Source organism: Rhizobium sp. NLR16a (genome assembly GCF_017948245.1).
GTDB lineage: Bacteria > Pseudomonadota > Alphaproteobacteria > Rhizobiales > Rhizobiaceae > Rhizobium.
In genome coordinates this window covers 1114156-1130839 of record NZ_CP072865.1, presented here as the reverse complement: position 1 = coordinate 1130839, position 16684 = coordinate 1114156, and the positions used below count along the sequence as shown (strand labels likewise).

Genomic DNA, 16684 nt, shown 5'->3' with positions numbered 1-16684 from the left:
CCGACAGAGGGGCCTCCAAACATTGTCATTCCGGTAGTGCAACGCGAAAGGCGGCCGCCGCAATTCCGCGATTTCGCCGAGGAGGCGATCGACAAACCGGTGCCGCCGCAACGGAACTATCCGCTGCCTCCACGGTTGGATCGCATATCTGCGCTCTTGCCGCTCGGAGCATGCCATGGCTATACTTTCCCCCAACGATCGGGACGCGACCGCCTATCCGATACAGTCGCTCTTCGTCCCGTTCCCTTTCGTCTGCTTCACGCTTGCGCTCGCGACCGATATCGCCTTCTGGCAGAGCAACAACCTCATGTGGCAGAACTTCTCCGCCTGGCTGTTGTGCGCCGGCCTGGTGTTCGGCGCGATTGCGATCCTGGCTGGCTTGATTGACCTTGCGCGGCCCCGCACCCGTCCGCTGCGGTCGGCTTTCCCGTCTGTGCTTCTCTACCTGATCATCCTCGTCCTCGCCTTCCTGAACAGCCTTGTCCATGCCGGCGACGGATGGACTGCCGTGGTTCCCTATGGGCTGACGCTCTCGGCCGTTACATCAGCGCTTTGCCTGGTGGCAGTCGCTGTTTCTGCCCGCAAATATGCCAGATTGGCCTGGAGGATATGATGATGAGGTCCCTCATTCTCGGCCCGTCGGTTCTGTTGCTTTTCTTCGGATTCGGCACGTCGGCGCAGGAGGCCGAATTCGATCTGTCGCAGCAGATCGGCCCGAACCCGATTCTGCCTGAGCCGTCTTCCTCCCTGATATCTGATCTGAAGGTCGCGGAAGTGGTCGACTGGAAGGAAGGAGAGACGCCTGCCGTTCCCGATGGCTTGAAGGTCACTGCCTATGCGAAGGGCCTTGCCAATCCGCGCACGGTCCATACCCTGCCCAACGGCGACGTGCTCGTCGTCCAGTCCCGCGGCCCGACCGGCGAACCGACCTCGCGGCCGAAGGATCTCATCCGCGGCTGGATCATGTCTATCGCCCACGGCGGCAGCGGTGAACAGAAAGAGAGCAATATCATTACGCTGCTGCGTGACACCAATCGCGACGGCACCGTCGATGAACGCCATGACCTGCTGAAGAAGCTCGATTCTCCCTTCGGCCTTGCCTGGATAAACAATACGCTTTACGTCGCCACGACGAGCGCCATCCTTGCCTACCCTTACGAACTCGGCCGGAACGACATCACCGCGCAGCCGAAAATCCTGACGCCGCTTCCCGGCGGCCCGATCAATCATCATTGGACAAAGGATCTGGCCCTCAGCCCCGACGGCCTGACGCTCTATGTCTCGGTCGGTTCGAATTCCAACATCGTCGAGAACGGGCTGGAGGCAGAGAAAGGCCGTGCAGCGGTCTGGCAGGTCGACCGGCAAACCGGCGCCGCCCGCGTTTTCGCCTCCGGTCTGCGCAATCCGAACGGTCTCACCTTCAATCCCGAAACGGGGGCGCTCTGGGTTGTCGTCAATGAGCGTGACGAGCTCGGCCCAAACCTCGTTCCCGACTATATGACCTCTGTGGAGGACGGCGCCTTCTACGGCTGGCCGTGGAGCTACTACGGCAATCACGTCGACGCTCGCGTTCATCCGCCCCGAACCGATATGATCGAAAAGGCAATCCGACCGGACTACGCCCTGTCCAGCCATGTTGCCGCGCTCGGATTGACCTTCTCGATGAATTCCGCGCTGCCAGCCGCATACGCCAACGGCGCCTTCATCGGCGAGCACGGCAGCTGGAACCGGAATAGCTTCAATGGCTACAAAGTAGTCTTCGTACCGTTCCAGAATGGCAAGCCATCTGGCAAGGCCCAGGACGTCGTCACTGGCTTTATCCAGGGCGATCAGGCAAAGGGGCGGCCGGTCGGAGTGGGGATCGATGGGACGGGAGCGCTGCTTGTTGCAGATGATGCCGGCAACACCGTTTGGCGCGTCGCTTCATCCGACGGCAAAGTCACGCCGCAGCCAATTGGCACCGATCAGCTATCGGGGAATCCACAAGGCTCGACGAATTCGAAAACAGCGCCGACCTTCGCTTCGAACCCCGGCATCGGAACGGAACCGACGAATTCCACCGCCCAAACCCAGGGACACCAGGCCTCGGTCGACGAGCGCTTGACCGGCCAAAAACCACTTTCCGGACTGCCGGACAAGTTTCAGCCTGGGCCGATGCAGATTGCCCCTGCGGCCGGCCCCTAAGGACTTGGTGGAGGCCTAATTCGAAAGAAGGACTGAGATGACATCTGGGAAACTACAAACGGAGGTTTCAGGCATGCCGACCACATCCCGGGAGTTCAAACGACTCCTAAGCGCGCTGTCGCTCGCCGTGGCGATCCTTCCCCTACCGCTCCAGGCGAACGCGCAGGCGCCGCCTGACAAATGCGTCGCCCCGTCACAGCCAAACCAGAGCCGCGGTTCAGCGGATGACCACCAAGATCTCTCCAAGAAACTGGACGAATGCAACGGCGAACTCAGGCCCCCTCCCGTCGGCGACGCCGAGATGGTGGAGCCGGCGCCCGACACCGGTTATTCGCGCATCATCCGTCCGGGAGATATGCCGCCCAACACCAATCCGTCGAACAATTCTGATGATTAGTTTCACCGTCCAGAAATCTTTGTGTGAGCCGACAAGGACAATGTCGCACAGAATTGACGGGTTTTTCTTCTTCAGCGGGAACCGAAAACCATCAAGAGGGTTCGACCACATCTGAAGAAGCCGGCTAAAGCTGAACATGCCGCAGGTATCTCAAAAGCGGACGAAGATTGGAGGGGGAGATACCGAAGATCCCTTATTGACCACCTGTCTCGCTGGATGGATCGCCCGTTCGCTCGGCAGAAGCGGAATTCACCGAATGAGCCAATTGGCAGATATGAAGAACGCTGAACTCCTCCAACTCCCGGGGATCGGCCCCCGGTCCGTCGAGCAGATACGGTCGGCGATCAGAAAATTCAAACGTAACCGAACACACATCTCGGCGGCACAGTCGAAGCAATGATCGACGCTGCGGATCGGAGCACGGAATGAACGAGAAGGCTCGACTGGAAAGCGACATCGCAGCCCTGAGGCCATGGTTTCACAACCTGCGAATTAACGGCGTTCAGACAGCACCTGATCATTTCCTTGGTGACTACCCCTCCTTCAAATGGGCCCACTTTCAGCAGGTTGTGCCTGAAGATCTCCGGGGGTGCAGCGTTCTCGACATCGGCTGCAACGCCGGGTTCTATTCACTTGAAATGAAAAGAAGAAATGCCGGACGGGTCGTCGGAATCGATTCCGACCCGCATTACCTCAGGCAAGCCGAGTTCGCAGCCAGACAGACAGGTGAGGATATCGAGTTCAAGCTGATGTCGGTGTACGAGGTGGAAAAACTGAAGGAGAGATTTGACCTGGTCCTTTTCATGGGTGTCCTTTATCACCTGCGGCATCCGCTGCTGGCGCTCGACCTTCTGCATGAGCATGTTGTCGGCGGCCAGATGCTGTTTCAATGCATGCAGCGCGGTGAAGAGGAAGTCGCGGCACTCAGCGAAAACTACGACTTCTTCAACACGACAATATTTGAGCAGCGCGGCTTTCCCAAAGTGTATTTCGTGGAACAACGTTACGCTGGCGACCCGACCAATTGGTTCATTCCGAACAAGGCGGCGGTCGAAGCGATGCTGAGAAGCGCCGGGTTTGTCATTCGTGCCAATCCGGAACGTGAAGTTTATCTGGTGGAACATGGAACTCGCCACCCGATGGCGGAACCGCCTCCGTCATTTGCTGATAAACTGCCAGATCGCCGCAGTCATGGTCCAATCAATGGCGGCAGGCGGTCCAGGTAACGTTTGATGGTATTTTCAATGCGCTCTGCCTCCGCGCCATCGACGCTGGCCCTGGCCTGCGACCACAGGCCTATCTGAAAACCGAGATAGCAGGGCTCAAAAAACCTGAGCACGTCGTCGCTGAGATCGCAGTCCGCTTCCCGACCGACGAGATCGACAAGACGATCACGCTCCTTGCTCGAGAGTTCGAATTCCACGCAGGCACCCACGACGTCCCAGGCAATGTCCTGGCACCCGATCAGATCGTGGGCCGCATTGTGATCGAGCGCATCCGTCTTCACGATGCGCCGCCCGGCGGTGGTCGTCAGCCATTCCCAGGGGTGAAGCCGGTTGTCCGTGTCGACCGGCCGCAATCGTCCGGCTAGCCGCCCGGGCGTGCCTGTCAGGCACCTCAAATTTTCTGCCGTGTCCGATCCTGCCGCTTCCGCAATATTGTGAGTGGCCATCTCATACAGTTTCTGGATCGAGGCGCCGCCGCTTCGTGCCGGGAGGTGACGGGCACGAAAACCGAGATAACGTCCGAGGTGATCCACGATGTCGCGCCTGCTGACGCCGCTATGGTCGAGGGGCGTTCCATCCAGCCACTCGTCGATGAGAAATCCGTAACAGGTGCCGGCAATCTTCGGGATAAAGCCGGCTTCGCTCAGCAAAGAGCCTCTTCTGGCCTTGTCGACGTCGCTCCCGCAGAGTCCGGCAAACTTGACATGCCAGGCCCGTCCTTCGGCCTCCATCAGGAATTTGCGTTTTTCCATCTGCATGTAGCTCGGCGGCCAATGTGAAGGATCGCGATACCGAACCCCGCGCCAAGCGCCACCGGACAGGTCCCGCCACGATGAACGCGCAACTCCGACAACATCGGCCGCCCATGTCTGCAGACGGTGTTTCGGATCTTGGGGCTTGAGGACAAGATCGTCGAAGCTGACGACATGGCGTGGCCGATCTCGCCAACGGGTCCGATGGGGCTCGCTTGCATGCGGGCCCGGTTCACCCGTGTGGCTCGGGAAAAAATGAAGCCGGCCAGACGCCACGCCGTTCTCCTGCAACCAGTCCGCAACGCAACCGAACGAGCTCCCCGATAGCCCCGGCCCCTCATCGACGATGGCAAAATCGGTTTCAGGGTCGGCAAGAATGCGCTTCGATAGAGCCGGTGCGACACGTACACGCCGCTCGAAGGGGTGGCCAGTCGGGCGCAACGAATAAGCCGGCTCGGCACCCAAGGCTGCAGAAACCAGGGCCGCGAGTCCGGTTCCTATGCTTCGTATCCCGATGACGACTGTCTTAGGCGTCAAATTGGAGATCGAAGCCGACTCGATATAGCTCTCGGGATACACAGCATAAAAAGCGTAGCCCTCTGCGCGTTTCGTCCGCACCGGATCGGCACTGGCAAGACAATCGAGTTTGGCTCGCCAATCCTCTGGAAAGAACAGACTGCCGGCAAAACCGTTTCGCCACGATCGCATGATCGCCCGTGCCTGCATGCGCAGAAGTTTCGCGCCTGCGTCCTGAGACACGGACATATCGTCCGCGCCCTTTCTCCCGAATTCCTGATCGGCCAGTCCCTGAACCAGTTCCCCAGTCAGGATGAATGCACGAACCAGGGCTTCGTGGCGCTGCCGGCTCGGCTGCATGTCGATGCACGCCATCATCATTTTGGAAATCGATGCGCGGACTGCAGCTGCGTTCTCGATGTGCTCGACATCGCCATAGACCAGCATCCGGTCCTCCTCTTTGCGGCAATGCCTGCCCGAACTCGACGACCGCCAGACGTGATTGAAATAATCGGGAGGGCCGGGAACCGTGGCGGCTCCCGCTTGTTAGCTTTGTAGATGCCTCGGCAAGCAGCCCCTGGAGGGAACCATGCGTTCGAAATCCATTCGCGTTGGATTGGTGGGAGTTGGCAATTGCGCCTCGTCATTGGTTCAAGGACTTACCTACTATGATAACGCCCGGGAAAACGAGCCGGTTCCAGGCCTCATGCACATTGATCTCGGTGGATATCACGTGCACGATATTGAGATATCCGCAGCCTTCGATGTCGCGGCTTCAAAGGTAGGGCGCGATGTCGCGGAAGCGATCTACGCCGAGCCAAACAACACGCAACGTTTCGCAGATGTCGCTCCGCTCGGGGTCGAGGTGAATCGCGGCAGAACGATGGATGGGATAGGGAGATATCTTAAGGATCGGATCGAGGAATCGACGGAGCCTTCAGCGGACGTGGCGGAAATCCTCAGGCAAACCCGCACGGACGTGCTGGTTTCGTATCTTCCCGTTGGCTCGGAAGAAGCAACGAAGTGGTACGCCGAACAGGCGCTCGCGGCAGGTTGCGCCTTTATCAATTGCATTCCGGTCTTCATAGCCTCCAAACCGGAATGGCAGCAGAAGTTCGCCGCCCGAAAGCTGCCGATCATCGGCGACGACATCAAGAGCCAGGTGGGGGCGACCATCGTCCACAGAATGCTCGTCAATCTCTTCCGCGAACGGGGCGTCCGTGTAGATCGGACCTACCAGCTCAATTTCGGCGGAAACACCGATTTTCTCAATATGCTCGAGCGCGAGCGGCTGGAATCAAAGAAAATCTCCAAGACCCAGTCGGTCACCAGCCAATTGGACATTCCGCTTCCTGCAGACGATGTACATGTCGGGCCGAGTGACCATGTTCCGTGGCTCACCGATAGGAAATGGGCCTATATTCGGCTCGAGGGTACCACTTTCGGGGGCGTGCCGCTCAATGCAGAGCTCAAGCTTGAGGTGTGGGACTCGCCCAATTCCGCCGGCGTGGTCATCGATGCAATACGCTGCGCCAAACTGGCCCTCGACCGAGGCCTAGGCGGAGCTCTGACAGGGCCGTCGAGCTATTTCATGAAATCGCCGCCGCAGCAGTTCACCGATTACGAGGCCCGCCGCCGAACGCAGAACTTCATCGATGACCAGGAGGATGTTCTGCGCGGAGCCGCGGAATGACGGCAACGTTCTTCCTGGTGCGTCACGCCGCGCACGACAATGTCGGGAATTTCCTGGCGGGCCGTACAGCCGGTATTTCGCTTGGCGAAGCCGGCCGCTCGCAAGTTCAGCGTCTCGGGCAGAGGCTGCGGCGCGAGGACATCAATGAGATCTACACCAGCCCGCGCGAACGAACACGGGAGACGGCAGAAGGTATCGCATCGGCCTGTGGCCTGTCTCTACCGCAAACGGACGATGCTTTGGACGAGGTGAATTTCGGCAATTGGTCCGGAAAGACGTTCGACGTTCTCAACGACGATCCCCTGTGGCGCCGCTGGAATACCACACGCAGCCTCACCCGCACGCCCGGAGGCGAGACCATGCTGGACATCCAGGCTCGGATTTTCAGCCTCATGGAGAGCCTTACCAGCTGCGGGAATGGGAAGCGAATAGCTCTGGTGTCTCATGCCGATGTGATCAAGGCGGCGGTCTGTCATGTTCTGGGACTGCCGCTCGATGCTTGGCCGAGATTTGATATCGCGCCCGCCTCCGTCACGACGGTTGTGATCGGCGACTGGGGTGCAAAAGTGATGACGCTCAACGAAGTGACCTTATAACCCGTTCGTTAAATCCTGCCCGGGGAAGTCAAATGATCGAAGCTGCAATGATCTGGAACGAGCCGAACAACAAGTCGCACTGGGATCCTGAGATCGATCCCGAATGGAGCCTGTTTGCGCAAATGGCAATCCTGGCGGCCGATGCTATCGCAGCCAAGAATCCGGAACTGACGAAGGTGCTCGGCGGAATATCTCCGATAGACCCCTTCTTCATCAGCCGCATGAAGAATTACGGTGTGCTCGATCACCTTGATGCCGTCGCGCTGCATGGTTTCCCGCTCGACTGGAACCTCTGGCAGATTCATGACTGGCCGGAGAAAATCAACGAAATACGCGCCGTCACCGATCTGCCGATCTGGGTCAGCGAAGTGGGCGTCTCGACCTTCGGCGCGGAGGAAGTGCAGTTGTGGGGTCTCCAACGAACTGCCGAGTTGCTCAAGGGCAAAGTCGAGCGCTGCCAATGGTACAGCCTCTACGACCTCCCACGATCATGGGAGGCAACAACGCGTCATCGCGAAGCCGAAGGCTCCTCCTACTATCGACACTACTATATGGGCATTTTGCGCGAAGACGGAACGCCGAAACCGGCGCTTGAGGAGTTTGCCAAACACACGCCGGATTTCGGACTGGTGCAATGGTTCCATTTCGAAGATCCGCGGCTGGATGAGGCCGCTGCCTGGATGAGGCGGCTGGGCGTGAAATCTGTGCGTACCGGGCTTTCCTGGGCAGACCGATTCCGGCCCAATGCCCTCGATTGGTTCGACCGACAGATGCGGGCCCTCGAAGATTTTGACGTAACGGTGACATTCTGCTTCACTCCGGAGCATCGAGGTATCGCGCCGCACCATACCAGTGCACCCCTGGTGCCCGAAGAATTCGCCGGCTTCTGCGAAGAAATGGTCGACCGTTACGCGCCGCACAGGGATAGCGGATATGTGTCGCGCGTTGCCAAGTCGGCAGCCCGACTGCTGGGGCTTGAATCACGTGCGTCCCTCGGAGCCGGCTAAACCCAGGCTCTGGGCTATCCTGCCGATCGGTCCCCGGGAATAAGCGACGCCCTGATAGCATGCCAGGGCAGCACGAGCCCACAGAATGTAAAGTCTGGGGCTATGCAGGAAAACGGCGATCGAAAAGACGCGATGACTCCAGAAACTGATCCCATAGCGCATGATGTAGACCGCCATGCGCTGCCGAGACAGGTTCGGGCTGCCGGCACGGACGCGTTTACGCGGGCGCATACCCATGCGAGGCCAGGTCAAGCGGAATGCGAGGCCCTCGCGACGCTGGCGGAATCCGGCGGCCTGGGTGGCGATAACGAAGTCGGAATCCACTGAAGACAGTACGATCCTCTTGTCAGCGATCCCCGCATCTATCGCATCCAGAAGTGCTGTTGAGCGGACGATCATCACGTTCGTTCCTCTTCCATCAGAGGAATAGGGCTCCTTCCAGGCATCCCCGAAAGCGATATCGGCCGTTTCCGCAACGACGTCGTCGCAGAAATTGCAGGCGGAATTCTGAAAAAAGCCCGCGCCCCAGTCCCCATCGGCCAGATGCCACCAGTCTTGGGCGCACGTCTCTCCGTTTTCGAGGGTCAACTCAGCCCGATACCAATTCGCAGGCCGATCCTGGGCTTTCTTCCTGTAGTCGAGCCGTTTAACCCTGCTGATGTCCTGCCCCATCTGCCATGCGAAGCTCTCGGCCATGCGCGCGCTTTTCATATGGCCGCAAAACAGCCCAAGCGTGAAGGCAATTCGCTCCTTCAATATCGGGTCATTGGCACAGGCCAGTCGCACCGCCTTGATGAAACAGGGAATGCCAACCACGGCGTACCGGCCGGGCGCCTCGCGAATGGACTGAAGCACGCCGGAAAGCTCGACGGGATAATATCGGGATTTAGCGCCGGCCTGAAGTTCCTGCAGATTACGTGACAGCGAATAATGAAACAGGCGCCCTTCCGATTGCGGATCATCGCTCGCCTTGACGTGAGCAACACCGTCGACAAGCCCCAGGCGCAGCAATTCCGCCGCCACCCAGGTGACCATGCCGCCGGAACTGCCACTCGAACGATATTCCCCTTCCTCGACATGGCCGACAAAGGCAGCCTCGAAACGGCCCAGCAGAGGGTCTCGGTTTCTCGCACCGGCAAAATATTCGGCTACCAATTCGTCCTCGTCCCGGGCCACCGGCGAAAACGGGCAAATTCGCGCAAATTCTTCATCACGGCCCCGCAACCAAGTCGTCGGGCCTGTCGGCTTCATCTGCCCGTACCGGTCGAGTTCCATGCGCACATCAGGTCGCGCTGACCTTGCGGCACAGGAGCCGCAGCCGATGCAGAAGCCGGCGCCTGCAATATCCTTGGGAGCGATGCCCGGCGTGAGCCGATTCTGTCGAGCGGAGCTATTGCAAGGCATGGCTGAGATAGACGTTGGATGTATCGCGCAGCGAAGATATGCGCTGCGAAATGCCCATAGGAAGTGGGTTACCGAGGATAACATCCAGATGCGAGGGCGTCGTATCTTCGGTCAGCACATGATGTTCGGCTCGGACGAGCCGCGTTAGATCGCGAAGCTTGTTGGAGCGGTAATCGGAGAGCACACATGCAAATGGCTTGTCGTTGACGAGCGAGAACACGCATCCATGAAAGAAGTTCGTTACGACAGCCTTTGCTTTGGAAATGAAGCTGGCGAAGTCCTCCGGGCCGGCATCAATCCATTGTTCGTCGGCCCAATCGTTCCGATAGCCGATGCTGACAAGCGGATGACCCCGGTCTCGTGCCCATCGGCGCACTGCATCCTGAAACCACACGGGAAAACTGTGCCCGTAGACGGCTATATACGCTGCCGCCTCCCCGTCATCCCCGCTCGCCTTCATCGTCTGCGGAAATTGCAGGCACGGGTCGAGAACGAGTTCGGGCTCCAGTCCCAATGTCTCGCGGATGATCCGGTCCGAATGGAGGTCCCGAACCGAAATATGAGAGAACTTACGCAGCTTTTCCGCCCAACCCTCCAGCCGCTCCGACGACGCCAGACTTCCAAACGTCGCGGCATAGGAGACAAGACGCCCGCATCGCAGGCCCTCTCCATAAAACAGCGGATACCCGCCATACCAGGGATGGCGAAGGTTCCACACCTCGTCGCTGCCGACGACGATGAGCGAATAGTCGTCCATCGCCGCTGGGTTCTCCAAGGGAAAAGGCGATGAAAGAGGTAGGCTGGCAAACGAGTGAAAGAATTTCCGGATCTTCGCTTTGTAGAGCGGGTAGTCTTCCTTTGGCGTTGCGGCAGGAAGCAGCGGTTGCAGCGCGCATCGCCATTCCGCGCGGTTCACGCGATCGGACACATGTTCCAGAAGAACGGCTTCCACTCCCATGGACGCAAGGCCTTCGGCCAGACAGCGTGCCTGCCAATAGGAGCCGTAATTTATGCAGCGATGAAAGGTAAGAATTCCGGCCTTAGGCATCTGGTCCCTGAAGCAGATCGAATAGATTCCACTAACCGACCAACTCCAGTTCCGTTCCCAACAAACCGCAGCTCGCTCCTGGTTCGGGAGCAGCTTTCTTCAGCATGTCGCAATGAATCAGATAACCCCCAGCTCAGCCGGGGGTTATCAGCAGTTTGCAGGCTGAAGCTTTCACTCCGGCCTTGCTGAAACAGCTTAGTTGACCGACTTGTCGACCAGCTTGTTCTTGCCGATCCAGGGCATCATGCCGCGCAGCTTGGCGCCGACTTCCTCGATCTGATGGCTGTCGTTGTTGCGGCGGATGCCCTTGAAGCGGGCGGCGCCCGACCGGTATTCCTGCATCCACTCGGAGGTGAACTTGCCGGTCTGGATGTCCTTGAGCACGCGCTTCATCTCAGCCTTGGTTTCTTCGGTGATGATGCGGGGACCGGTGACGTATTCGCCCCACTCGGCCGTGTTGGAGATCGAGTAGTTCATGTTGGCGATGCCGCCTTCATAGATCAGGTCGACGATCAGCTTCACTTCATGCAGGCACTCGAAATAGGCCATTTCAGGCGCGTAACCGGCTTCAACCAGCGTTTCGAAACCGGCGCGGATGAGCTCGACGAGACCGCCGCAGAGAACGACCTGTTCGCCGAAGAGGTCGGTTTCACACTCTTCGCGGAAGTTGGTTTCGATGATGCCGGAACGGCCGCCGCCGACGCCGCAGGCGTAGGAGAGAGCGAGTTCAAGAGCGTTGCCGGAGGCGTTCTGATGAACGGCGACGAGGCAGGGAACGCCGCCGCCCTTCTGGTATTCGCCGCGAACCGTGTGGCCCGGGCCCTTCGGGGCGATCATGACGACGTCGACCGAAGCCTTCGGCTCGATCAGGCCGAAGTGAACGTTGAGGCCGTGGGCGAAAGCGATGGCGGCGCCGTCGCGGATGTTCGGCGCGATGTCCGACTTGTAGATGTCGGCCTGCAGTTCGTCCGGCGTTGCCATCATCATCAGGTCGGCCCAGCCGGCGGCTTCTGCGACGGTCATGACCTTGAAGCCATCGGCCTCGGCCTTCTTGACCGTGGGCGAACCGGCCTTCAGCGCGATGGCGAGGTTCTGGGCGCCGCTGTCCTTGAGGTTCAGCGCATGGGCGCGGCCCTGCGAGCCGTAGCCGATGACGGCGACCTTCTTGGCCTTGATGAGGTTGAGATCGGCATCACGATCGTAATAGACGCGCATTTGAAGTTCCTTCCCTTGTGCTTGTCCTGTTGACTGTCATTAAGGCGAAATCAGCCGAGAGCCGGCATCTCCGCCAGAACCTTGTCCGTGCCGTAGAGCCGGAGGAAGGCGGTGACCGCCCTCTCCGCCTGGCGCGCGGTATCCTTGAGGCCGGGTTCGCCGAGCAGCATGCGCACATGCAGGTCGGAAACGACAAGGCCGTAAAGCGTATGATAGGCTTCGTCCGCATCGGAAAACCGCAGCAGCCCTGCCCTCTTTCCGGCGTCGATCAGCGCCATGGCGCGCCGGTCGATCTGGCGGCGGCCGCGTTCGAGCAAAAGCTTGCCGAGTTTCGAGCCGTCGCGGTGCGACTGGCCAATGGCAAGCCGGTTCAGCGCCAGCGAGACGTCGCCGGCGAGCACCTCCAGCAGGTCCCGCGCGAAGATGACGACATGATCGTGCAGGCTCGTCGCCGTCAGCCGTTCGCCGTTGCGCTCGAAGGTGCGCACCTTGCTCGCCTGATAGGCGATCATCGCCGACAAGAGGCCGTCGCGATCGCCGAACCACTTGTAGAGGCTTTCCTTGGAGCAATTGGCGGCGCGCGCAACACCGGAGGTCGTCAGCGCCTTCTCGCCGCCATCAACGAGCAGCCGCAGCGCCTGCTCCAGAACGGCGTTCTGGCGCGACGAAAATTCGTTCGGCTCTGCAGTATCGACGGACACGGTCAAGGCTCCCCTATACGTACCGTACGGTACGGTTCGCGAGCTTTATGCGACAATCCGATCGGGCCGTCAAGCAGGTCCAGGCAGATTTTTATACGGGAAAGGCCGGCGCTGCACCAGAATTGGATAGGCGGACACCGGATGCAGATTGCATAATGCCGCGCAAAATCATTTGCCGGGAGTCTTCCATGTTGCGTCCATCTGCCGCCCTTCTCCTGACGGGAGCGATGCTCCTGGCAACGACGTCCTTCACCGGCCGCGCCGCCGCGCAGTCGGATAGTGAGGTCTATAATCGCATCGAGGAATTGCACGGCGATGCCGCCGGGTTCGACCGGCCGCTGCGCCAACTCGTCCAGGCGATGCGCGCCGGCGATGCAGAAACCATCGCAGGCCTTGCCGAATATCCGCTGAGCGTAAAGGCAGATGGCGAAACCTATGATGTCGAAAACGCCGAGGATTTCATCGAGAATTTCGACGATCTGGTGACCCAGGAGACCCGCCGCGCTGTCGGCCGCCAGCAGTATGAGGATCTCTTCGTCAGCAGCGAAGGAGTGATGCTCGCAAATGGCGCCGTCTGGATGGGTGCAGTCTGTGACGACAACGCCTGCGAGGAGAGCCATTGGGCGATCATCGCCATCAATAATTAGCCCGCGGCATTTGTCGCACAGCGATGTCAGCCATCGCTGCGAAGCTTGCGCGCCAACGTCTGAAGCTCCTTGAACGCCTGGTAACGCTTGCGGTGGAGATTGGAAATTTCGCCCCCCGATGGCTGAAACCGTGTTTCCGCCCGGGTGAGTTCGCTCATCGCTGCTCGGACATCCGCAAACTGCCGGCCGGCGACGGCGCCGAGAATGGCCGCTCCCAGCAATACCGGCTCCTCGGCCTTCGTCGCCACCACCGGCTTGCCGCTCGCATCGGCGAGCAATTGGCGGACGAAATCGTGCTGGCCGGCCCCGCCGCTGATGACGATGTTCTCGATGGTCACCCCCGCCTCGCCCTGCGTTTCGATGATCTGCCTGAGGCCGTAGCCAATGCCGCAAAGCCCCGCGATATAAAGCGCGACCAGGTTGTCGACATCCCGCTCCATGCCGAGACCGACAATGACCGCGCGGGCATGCGGATCAGCAAAGGGCGCACGGTTGCCGAGGAATTCGGGTACGACGTGCAGCCCGGCCACCAGCTTGACGGCGCCGGAAGAACGCCCCGCCTTGCGGGCGGCCATGTCGGCAAGCAAGACCGGCAGAGCAATACCGGCGCTCTTTGCAAGCTCCTTCGCCTCGCCGGCCGCCGGGTGGAAGGAGAGGAGGTGGTCTATCGCCGCGCCGGCGGCACTCTGGCCGCCTTCGTTTAGCCACAGGCCCGGCACCATCGCCGAATAGTAAGGTCCCCAGACACCGGGCACGAAAGACGGTTCTGCCGTCGACGTCATCGTGCAGGAAGAGGTCCCGAAAACATAAGCAAGATTTGCTTCCGGATCGGCACCGACGGTTCCGACACCGCCGGCATGGGCATCGATCAGCCCGGCTGCTACGGCCGTGCCCGGCGTCAGGCCGAGCTCCTTCGCCGCTGCCGCAGTCAGTCCTTGGCCGAGTGCCGAACCGGGCTCGACAATGACTTTTCCGATGCGGGCAAACCCTTCGTCTGCCAGCACGCCGAGACCGATCTGATGAAAATAACCGCTGTCCCACCGCTTTTCATGAGCGAGATAGGTCCATTTGCAGGTGACTGTACAGGTCGAGCGCGACAGATCGCCAGTCGCCCGCCAGGTAAGGAAATCCGCAAGATCGAAAAACTGCCAGGCAGCATCAAAGACGCCAGGGCGGTTTTCCCTGAGCCAGAGAAGTTTGGGTGTTTCCATTTCGGGCGAAATACGACCGCCGACATAACGCAGCACCTCATGCCCAAACGCATTGATGCGCTCCGCCTGCGAGACGGCGCGATGGTCCATCCAGACGATGATGTCCCGGTCCGGATCTTCCGAAGGCCCGATGGGAAGCGACTTGCCGCCTTCGCCGAGGACGACGAGCGAGCAGGTGGCGTCGAATCCGAGCCCGACCACGGAAGCCGGGTCGACGCCGGCTGCGGCAACCGCCTCTCGCACGGCCGCGCAAACGGCGCTCCAGATTTCGCTGCTCGATTGTTCGACGATGGAACCGGCTTCATGAAACAGGCTGATATTTCGCTTGGCGGAGGCAAGCATGCGGCCGGCCATATCGAACAGGCCGGCTCGAGCGCTGCCGGTGCCGACATCGACGCCGATGACATATTTAGCGCCGGCTTCCGCTGTATGAGATGTGTCGCTCATGGTCTCTCGTTTCAGATCGCCAAGGATCGGGTTGATTAGCGGCTGGGGTCGAATTTCGAAGTCTGTTGTCTGGAAAGAGTCCCGCCTCCAGGGAGGCTGACATTACGCGGTCACGGCGACATGGCAAGGAGGCTGGGCACCGAGCGCGCCCACCGCCCGGGGCGCCTCACAGCCTCCCTCCGACATTTTCCAGAATGGCGGTAAGCTCCCCTGCCCCTGTCGCAACGGCGGTGGCTCCGGCGGCATCGAGCACGGCGCGGCGGCCGGGCCTCGGATCGGCCGGATCGACGAATCCGATGGCCGTCATGCCTGCGGCGATTGCCGCCGTCACACCATGAACGCTGTCGTCGATCATGATGCATCTCGCCGGCCGGGCCCGAAAACGCTCGGCGCAATATAGCAGCAGATCGGGCGCCGGCTTCGGCCGGGAGACGAATTCGGCGCTGAACACGTCTTCGCCGAAGGCGCTCCAGAGATCGAGTTTGCCCAGGCTGTTGCGCAACCGCCGCATCGTGCTGTTCGATGCGACGCATTTAGGGCGGTCGAGACTGTTGACGACCTCGGCGATGCCGGCAATGGGCGTCAGCGAGCGCGCGAATTCCTCGAACAGGTGAAGATGCCATTTCTCGAACAGCGCGGCGACGTCGATGATCCCGTATTCACGCCGGCACATCTCGGCGATGATGCTTTCCGAATTTCCGGTGAATTTGACATGCGCCTCGGCTGCGGTGATCGCAATGCCTGCGCCCTGGAGCGTATCTGCCAGTGTGCGGCTGGCGATCGGCTCGCTGTCGATCAGCACGCCGTCGCAATCGAAGATCACGAGGTCGATGCTGTCCACGGCGCCTGGGATGCCGGGATAATCGATGCGGCTATTGAGCATGTCTCAACCCCGCGCCTGCAAGGCGAGATCCGGACGGTCCGTCGTGATCTGCCGGATCGGTTTGGCAAGCCAATAGTCGAGATCGCTCAGTTCGTTCGGAACCCAGGCGCCGAGGCGGTCCAGCGGCACAATTTGGGTGATCTCGTCCCACTTCGCCTGCAGGAGAGATTTTTCGACGGCGATGATATCCGAGCATCGCTTCATCAGGCTGAGGCCGCTCGCAAGGCCGAGGCGTTCGGCGGACTTGGTGTCGAAGGACGACAAGATGCGAATTCCAGGAGCGACCTTGCGAATATCGGCAAGCACATCGGGATGAAAGCTCGTCAGGATCGAGCGCTCCACAAGACCAAGCCGCTCGACGGCGGCAAATGCCGTGGCGGCGAGCCCCTCGTAAGGCGTCCCATCGGCCTGGGTCTTCAGCTCGATATGAAGCTCGAGGGGCGTGTTCTTGAAGACGGCGAGGACCTCTTCCAGCGCCGGGATCGTTTCCCCAACGCTTTCCTTGAGACGGATTTCGCGATGTTGTCGGGGGCCGAGATCGGCGACCATGCCCTGCGCATCGGTCGTGCGATCGAGCGTCGGATCATGAATGACCAGCATTTCTCCCGATCGTGTCAGGTGGATGTCGAATTCCACGCCATCCACCGGCATTTGCGCAAGTTTACGGAAGCCCGAGAGGCTGTTCTCGGGCCAGAGATTGCGGCCACCGCGGTGGCCGATGATATGCACCATCGTCTGAATATCCTTGAGATTCGGC

The 16684-nt window shown here is 60.1% G+C and carries 17 protein-coding genes; 9 read left to right on the top strand and 8 right to left on the bottom strand.

All coding sequences use genetic code 11. From position 1 onward, the window contains the following. Positions 1-175 precede the first annotated feature (175 nt). The 5 genes from J7U39_RS05235 to J7U39_RS05215 all read left to right on the top strand — a co-directional run bounded on the left by J7U39_RS05235 (position 176) and on the right by J7U39_RS05215 (position 3807). Positions 176-613, top strand: coding sequence for a DUF2231 domain-containing protein (locus tag J7U39_RS05235; RefSeq protein ID WP_210630752.1), 438 nt, complete (start codon positions 176-178; stop codon positions 611-613). Beyond that, positions 613-2184 carry a sorbosone dehydrogenase family protein gene (locus J7U39_RS05230; protein WP_210630750.1) on the top strand — a complete coding sequence of 524 codons (1572 nt, stop codon included), beginning with the start codon at positions 613-615 and terminating at the stop codon, positions 2182-2184. Before J7U39_RS05235 ends, J7U39_RS05230 begins: the two co-directional genes overlap by 1 nt. A gap of 73 nt (positions 2185-2257) precedes the next feature. After that, a complete protein-coding gene (locus tag J7U39_RS05225; RefSeq protein WP_210630749.1) occupies positions 2258-2581 on the top strand; it encodes a hypothetical protein in 324 nt (107 codons plus the stop codon). Between the two features lie 136 nt (positions 2582-2717). After that, positions 2718-2981, top strand: a complete 264-nt coding sequence (locus tag J7U39_RS32170; RefSeq protein ID WP_210630747.1) for a DNA-directed RNA polymerase subunit alpha C-terminal domain-containing protein — start codon at positions 2718-2720, stop codon at positions 2979-2981. A gap of 25 nt (positions 2982-3006) precedes the next feature. Then, complete coding sequence (locus J7U39_RS05215; protein WP_247241718.1) at positions 3007-3807, top strand: TIGR04290 family methyltransferase; 801 nt, start codon at positions 3007-3009, stop codon at positions 3805-3807. On the opposite strand, the gene J7U39_RS05210 is transcribed toward J7U39_RS05215, so the two are convergent. Continuing rightward, positions 3771-5522: a hypothetical protein gene (locus J7U39_RS05210; RefSeq protein WP_210630745.1), complete on the bottom strand. Its 1752-nt coding sequence runs from the start codon at positions 5520-5522 to the stop codon at positions 3771-3773. The two genes, J7U39_RS05215 and J7U39_RS05210, sit on opposite strands and share 37 nt — an antisense overlap. A gap of 142 nt (positions 5523-5664) precedes the next feature. Here J7U39_RS05210 and J7U39_RS05205 point away from each other — a divergent pair, with 142 nt between their 5' ends. From J7U39_RS05205 to J7U39_RS05195, 3 genes are read left to right on the top strand one after another with little or no spacing between them, the layout of a single operon-like run. After that, the gene (locus tag J7U39_RS05205) at positions 5665-6768 is read left to right on the top strand and encodes an inositol-3-phosphate synthase (RefSeq protein ID WP_210630743.1); all 1104 of its coding nucleotides are present in this window, start codon (positions 5665-5667) and stop codon (positions 6766-6768) included. After that, positions 6765-7364, top strand: a complete 600-nt coding sequence (locus J7U39_RS05200; protein ID WP_210630742.1) for a histidine phosphatase family protein — start codon at positions 6765-6767, stop codon at positions 7362-7364. The genes J7U39_RS05205 and J7U39_RS05200 overlap by 4 nt, the downstream gene beginning before the upstream one ends. A 32-nt stretch (positions 7365-7396) precedes the next feature. Then, entirely contained in the window at positions 7397-8371 is a 975-nt protein-coding gene (locus tag J7U39_RS05195) for a beta-xylosidase (protein WP_210630740.1), read from the top strand. Here the strand turns inward: J7U39_RS05195 and J7U39_RS05190 are convergent. From J7U39_RS05190 to J7U39_RS05175, 4 genes are all read right to left on the bottom strand, one after another. Then, positions 8345-9646, bottom strand: coding sequence for a Coenzyme F420 hydrogenase/dehydrogenase, beta subunit C-terminal domain (locus J7U39_RS05190; protein ID WP_210630738.1), 1302 nt, complete (start codon positions 9644-9646; stop codon positions 8345-8347). The genes J7U39_RS05195 and J7U39_RS05190 overlap by 27 nt on opposite strands. A gap of 115 nt (positions 9647-9761) precedes the next feature. Then, on the bottom strand, positions 9762-10823 hold the full coding sequence (locus tag J7U39_RS05185; protein WP_210630737.1) for a polysaccharide pyruvyl transferase family protein: 1062 nt from the start codon (positions 10821-10823) through the stop codon (positions 9762-9764). 195 nt (positions 10824-11018) lie between these two features. After that, the gene (gene ilvC / locus J7U39_RS05180) at positions 11019-12038 is read right to left on the bottom strand and encodes a ketol-acid reductoisomerase (RefSeq protein WP_210630735.1); all 1020 of its coding nucleotides are present in this window, start codon (positions 12036-12038) and stop codon (positions 11019-11021) included. A 50-nt stretch (positions 12039-12088) separates the two neighbouring features. Then, positions 12089-12739 (bottom strand): TetR/AcrR family transcriptional regulator C-terminal domain-containing protein, encoded by a 651-nt coding sequence (locus J7U39_RS05175; protein ID WP_210630733.1) that lies wholly within the window; start codon positions 12737-12739, stop codon positions 12089-12091. A gap of 155 nt (positions 12740-12894) precedes the next feature. On the opposite strand from J7U39_RS05175, the gene J7U39_RS05170 reads away from it, so the two are divergent. Beyond that, a complete protein-coding gene (locus J7U39_RS05170; RefSeq protein ID WP_210630732.1) occupies positions 12895-13386 on the top strand; it encodes a hypothetical protein in 492 nt (163 codons plus the stop codon). Positions 13387-13412: 26 nt separating this feature from the next. On the opposite strand, the gene J7U39_RS05165 is transcribed toward J7U39_RS05170, so the two are convergent. The 3 genes from J7U39_RS05165 to J7U39_RS05155 form a co-directional block, all read right to left on the bottom strand. Further along, positions 13413-15044 carry an FGGY-family carbohydrate kinase gene (locus J7U39_RS05165; protein ID WP_210630730.1) on the bottom strand — a complete coding sequence of 544 codons (1632 nt, stop codon included), beginning with the start codon at positions 15042-15044 and terminating at the stop codon, positions 13413-13415. A 166-nt stretch (positions 15045-15210) separates the two neighbouring features. Next, positions 15211-15927 (bottom strand): HAD family hydrolase, encoded by a 717-nt coding sequence (locus J7U39_RS05160; protein ID WP_210630728.1) that lies wholly within the window; start codon positions 15925-15927, stop codon positions 15211-15213. A gap of 3 nt (positions 15928-15930) precedes the next feature. Next, on the bottom strand, positions 15931-16659 hold the full coding sequence (locus J7U39_RS05155; RefSeq protein WP_210630726.1) for a glycerophosphodiester phosphodiesterase family protein: 729 nt from the start codon (positions 16657-16659) through the stop codon (positions 15931-15933). Positions 16660-16684 lie beyond the last annotated feature (25 nt).

Coding starts and splice junctions, on each gene's coding strand:
- J7U39_RS32170 (WP_210630747.1), top strand. CDS start 2,718: ATGCCGCAGGTATCTCAAAAGCGGACGAAGATTGGAGGGGGAGATACC.
- J7U39_RS05215 (WP_247241718.1), top strand. CDS start 3,007: ATGAACGAGAAGGCTCGACTGGAAAGCGACATCGCAGCCCTGAGGCCA.
- J7U39_RS05190 (WP_210630738.1), bottom strand. CDS start 9,646: ATGGAACTCGACCGGTACGGGCAGATGAAGCCGACAGGCCCGACGACT.
- J7U39_RS05235 (WP_210630752.1), top strand. CDS start 176: ATGGCTATACTTTCCCCCAACGATCGGGACGCGACCGCCTATCCGATA.
- J7U39_RS05225 (WP_210630749.1), top strand. CDS start 2,258: ATGCCGACCACATCCCGGGAGTTCAAACGACTCCTAAGCGCGCTGTCG.
- J7U39_RS05200 (WP_210630742.1), top strand. CDS start 6,765: ATGACGGCAACGTTCTTCCTGGTGCGTCACGCCGCGCACGACAATGTC.
- J7U39_RS05195 (WP_210630740.1), top strand. CDS start 7,397: ATGATCGAAGCTGCAATGATCTGGAACGAGCCGAACAACAAGTCGCAC.
- J7U39_RS05155 (WP_210630726.1), bottom strand. CDS start 16,659: ATGGTGCATATCATCGGCCACCGCGGTGGCCGCAATCTCTGGCCCGAG.
- J7U39_RS05160 (WP_210630728.1), bottom strand. CDS start 15,927: ATGCTCAATAGCCGCATCGATTATCCCGGCATCCCAGGCGCCGTGGAC.
- J7U39_RS05185 (WP_210630737.1), bottom strand. CDS start 10,823: ATGCCTAAGGCCGGAATTCTTACCTTTCATCGCTGCATAAATTACGGC.
- J7U39_RS05230 (WP_210630750.1), top strand. CDS start 613: ATGATGAGGTCCCTCATTCTCGGCCCGTCGGTTCTGTTGCTTTTCTTC.
- J7U39_RS05210 (WP_210630745.1), bottom strand. CDS start 5,522: ATGCTGGTCTATGGCGATGTCGAGCACATCGAGAACGCAGCTGCAGTC.
- J7U39_RS05205 (WP_210630743.1), top strand. CDS start 5,665: ATGCGTTCGAAATCCATTCGCGTTGGATTGGTGGGAGTTGGCAATTGC.
- ilvC (WP_210630735.1), bottom strand. CDS start 12,038: ATGCGCGTCTATTACGATCGTGATGCCGATCTCAACCTCATCAAGGCC.
- J7U39_RS05165 (WP_210630730.1), bottom strand. CDS start 15,044: ATGAGCGACACATCTCATACAGCGGAAGCCGGCGCTAAATATGTCATC.
- J7U39_RS05170 (WP_210630732.1), top strand. CDS start 12,895: ATGCCGCGCAAAATCATTTGCCGGGAGTCTTCCATGTTGCGTCCATCT.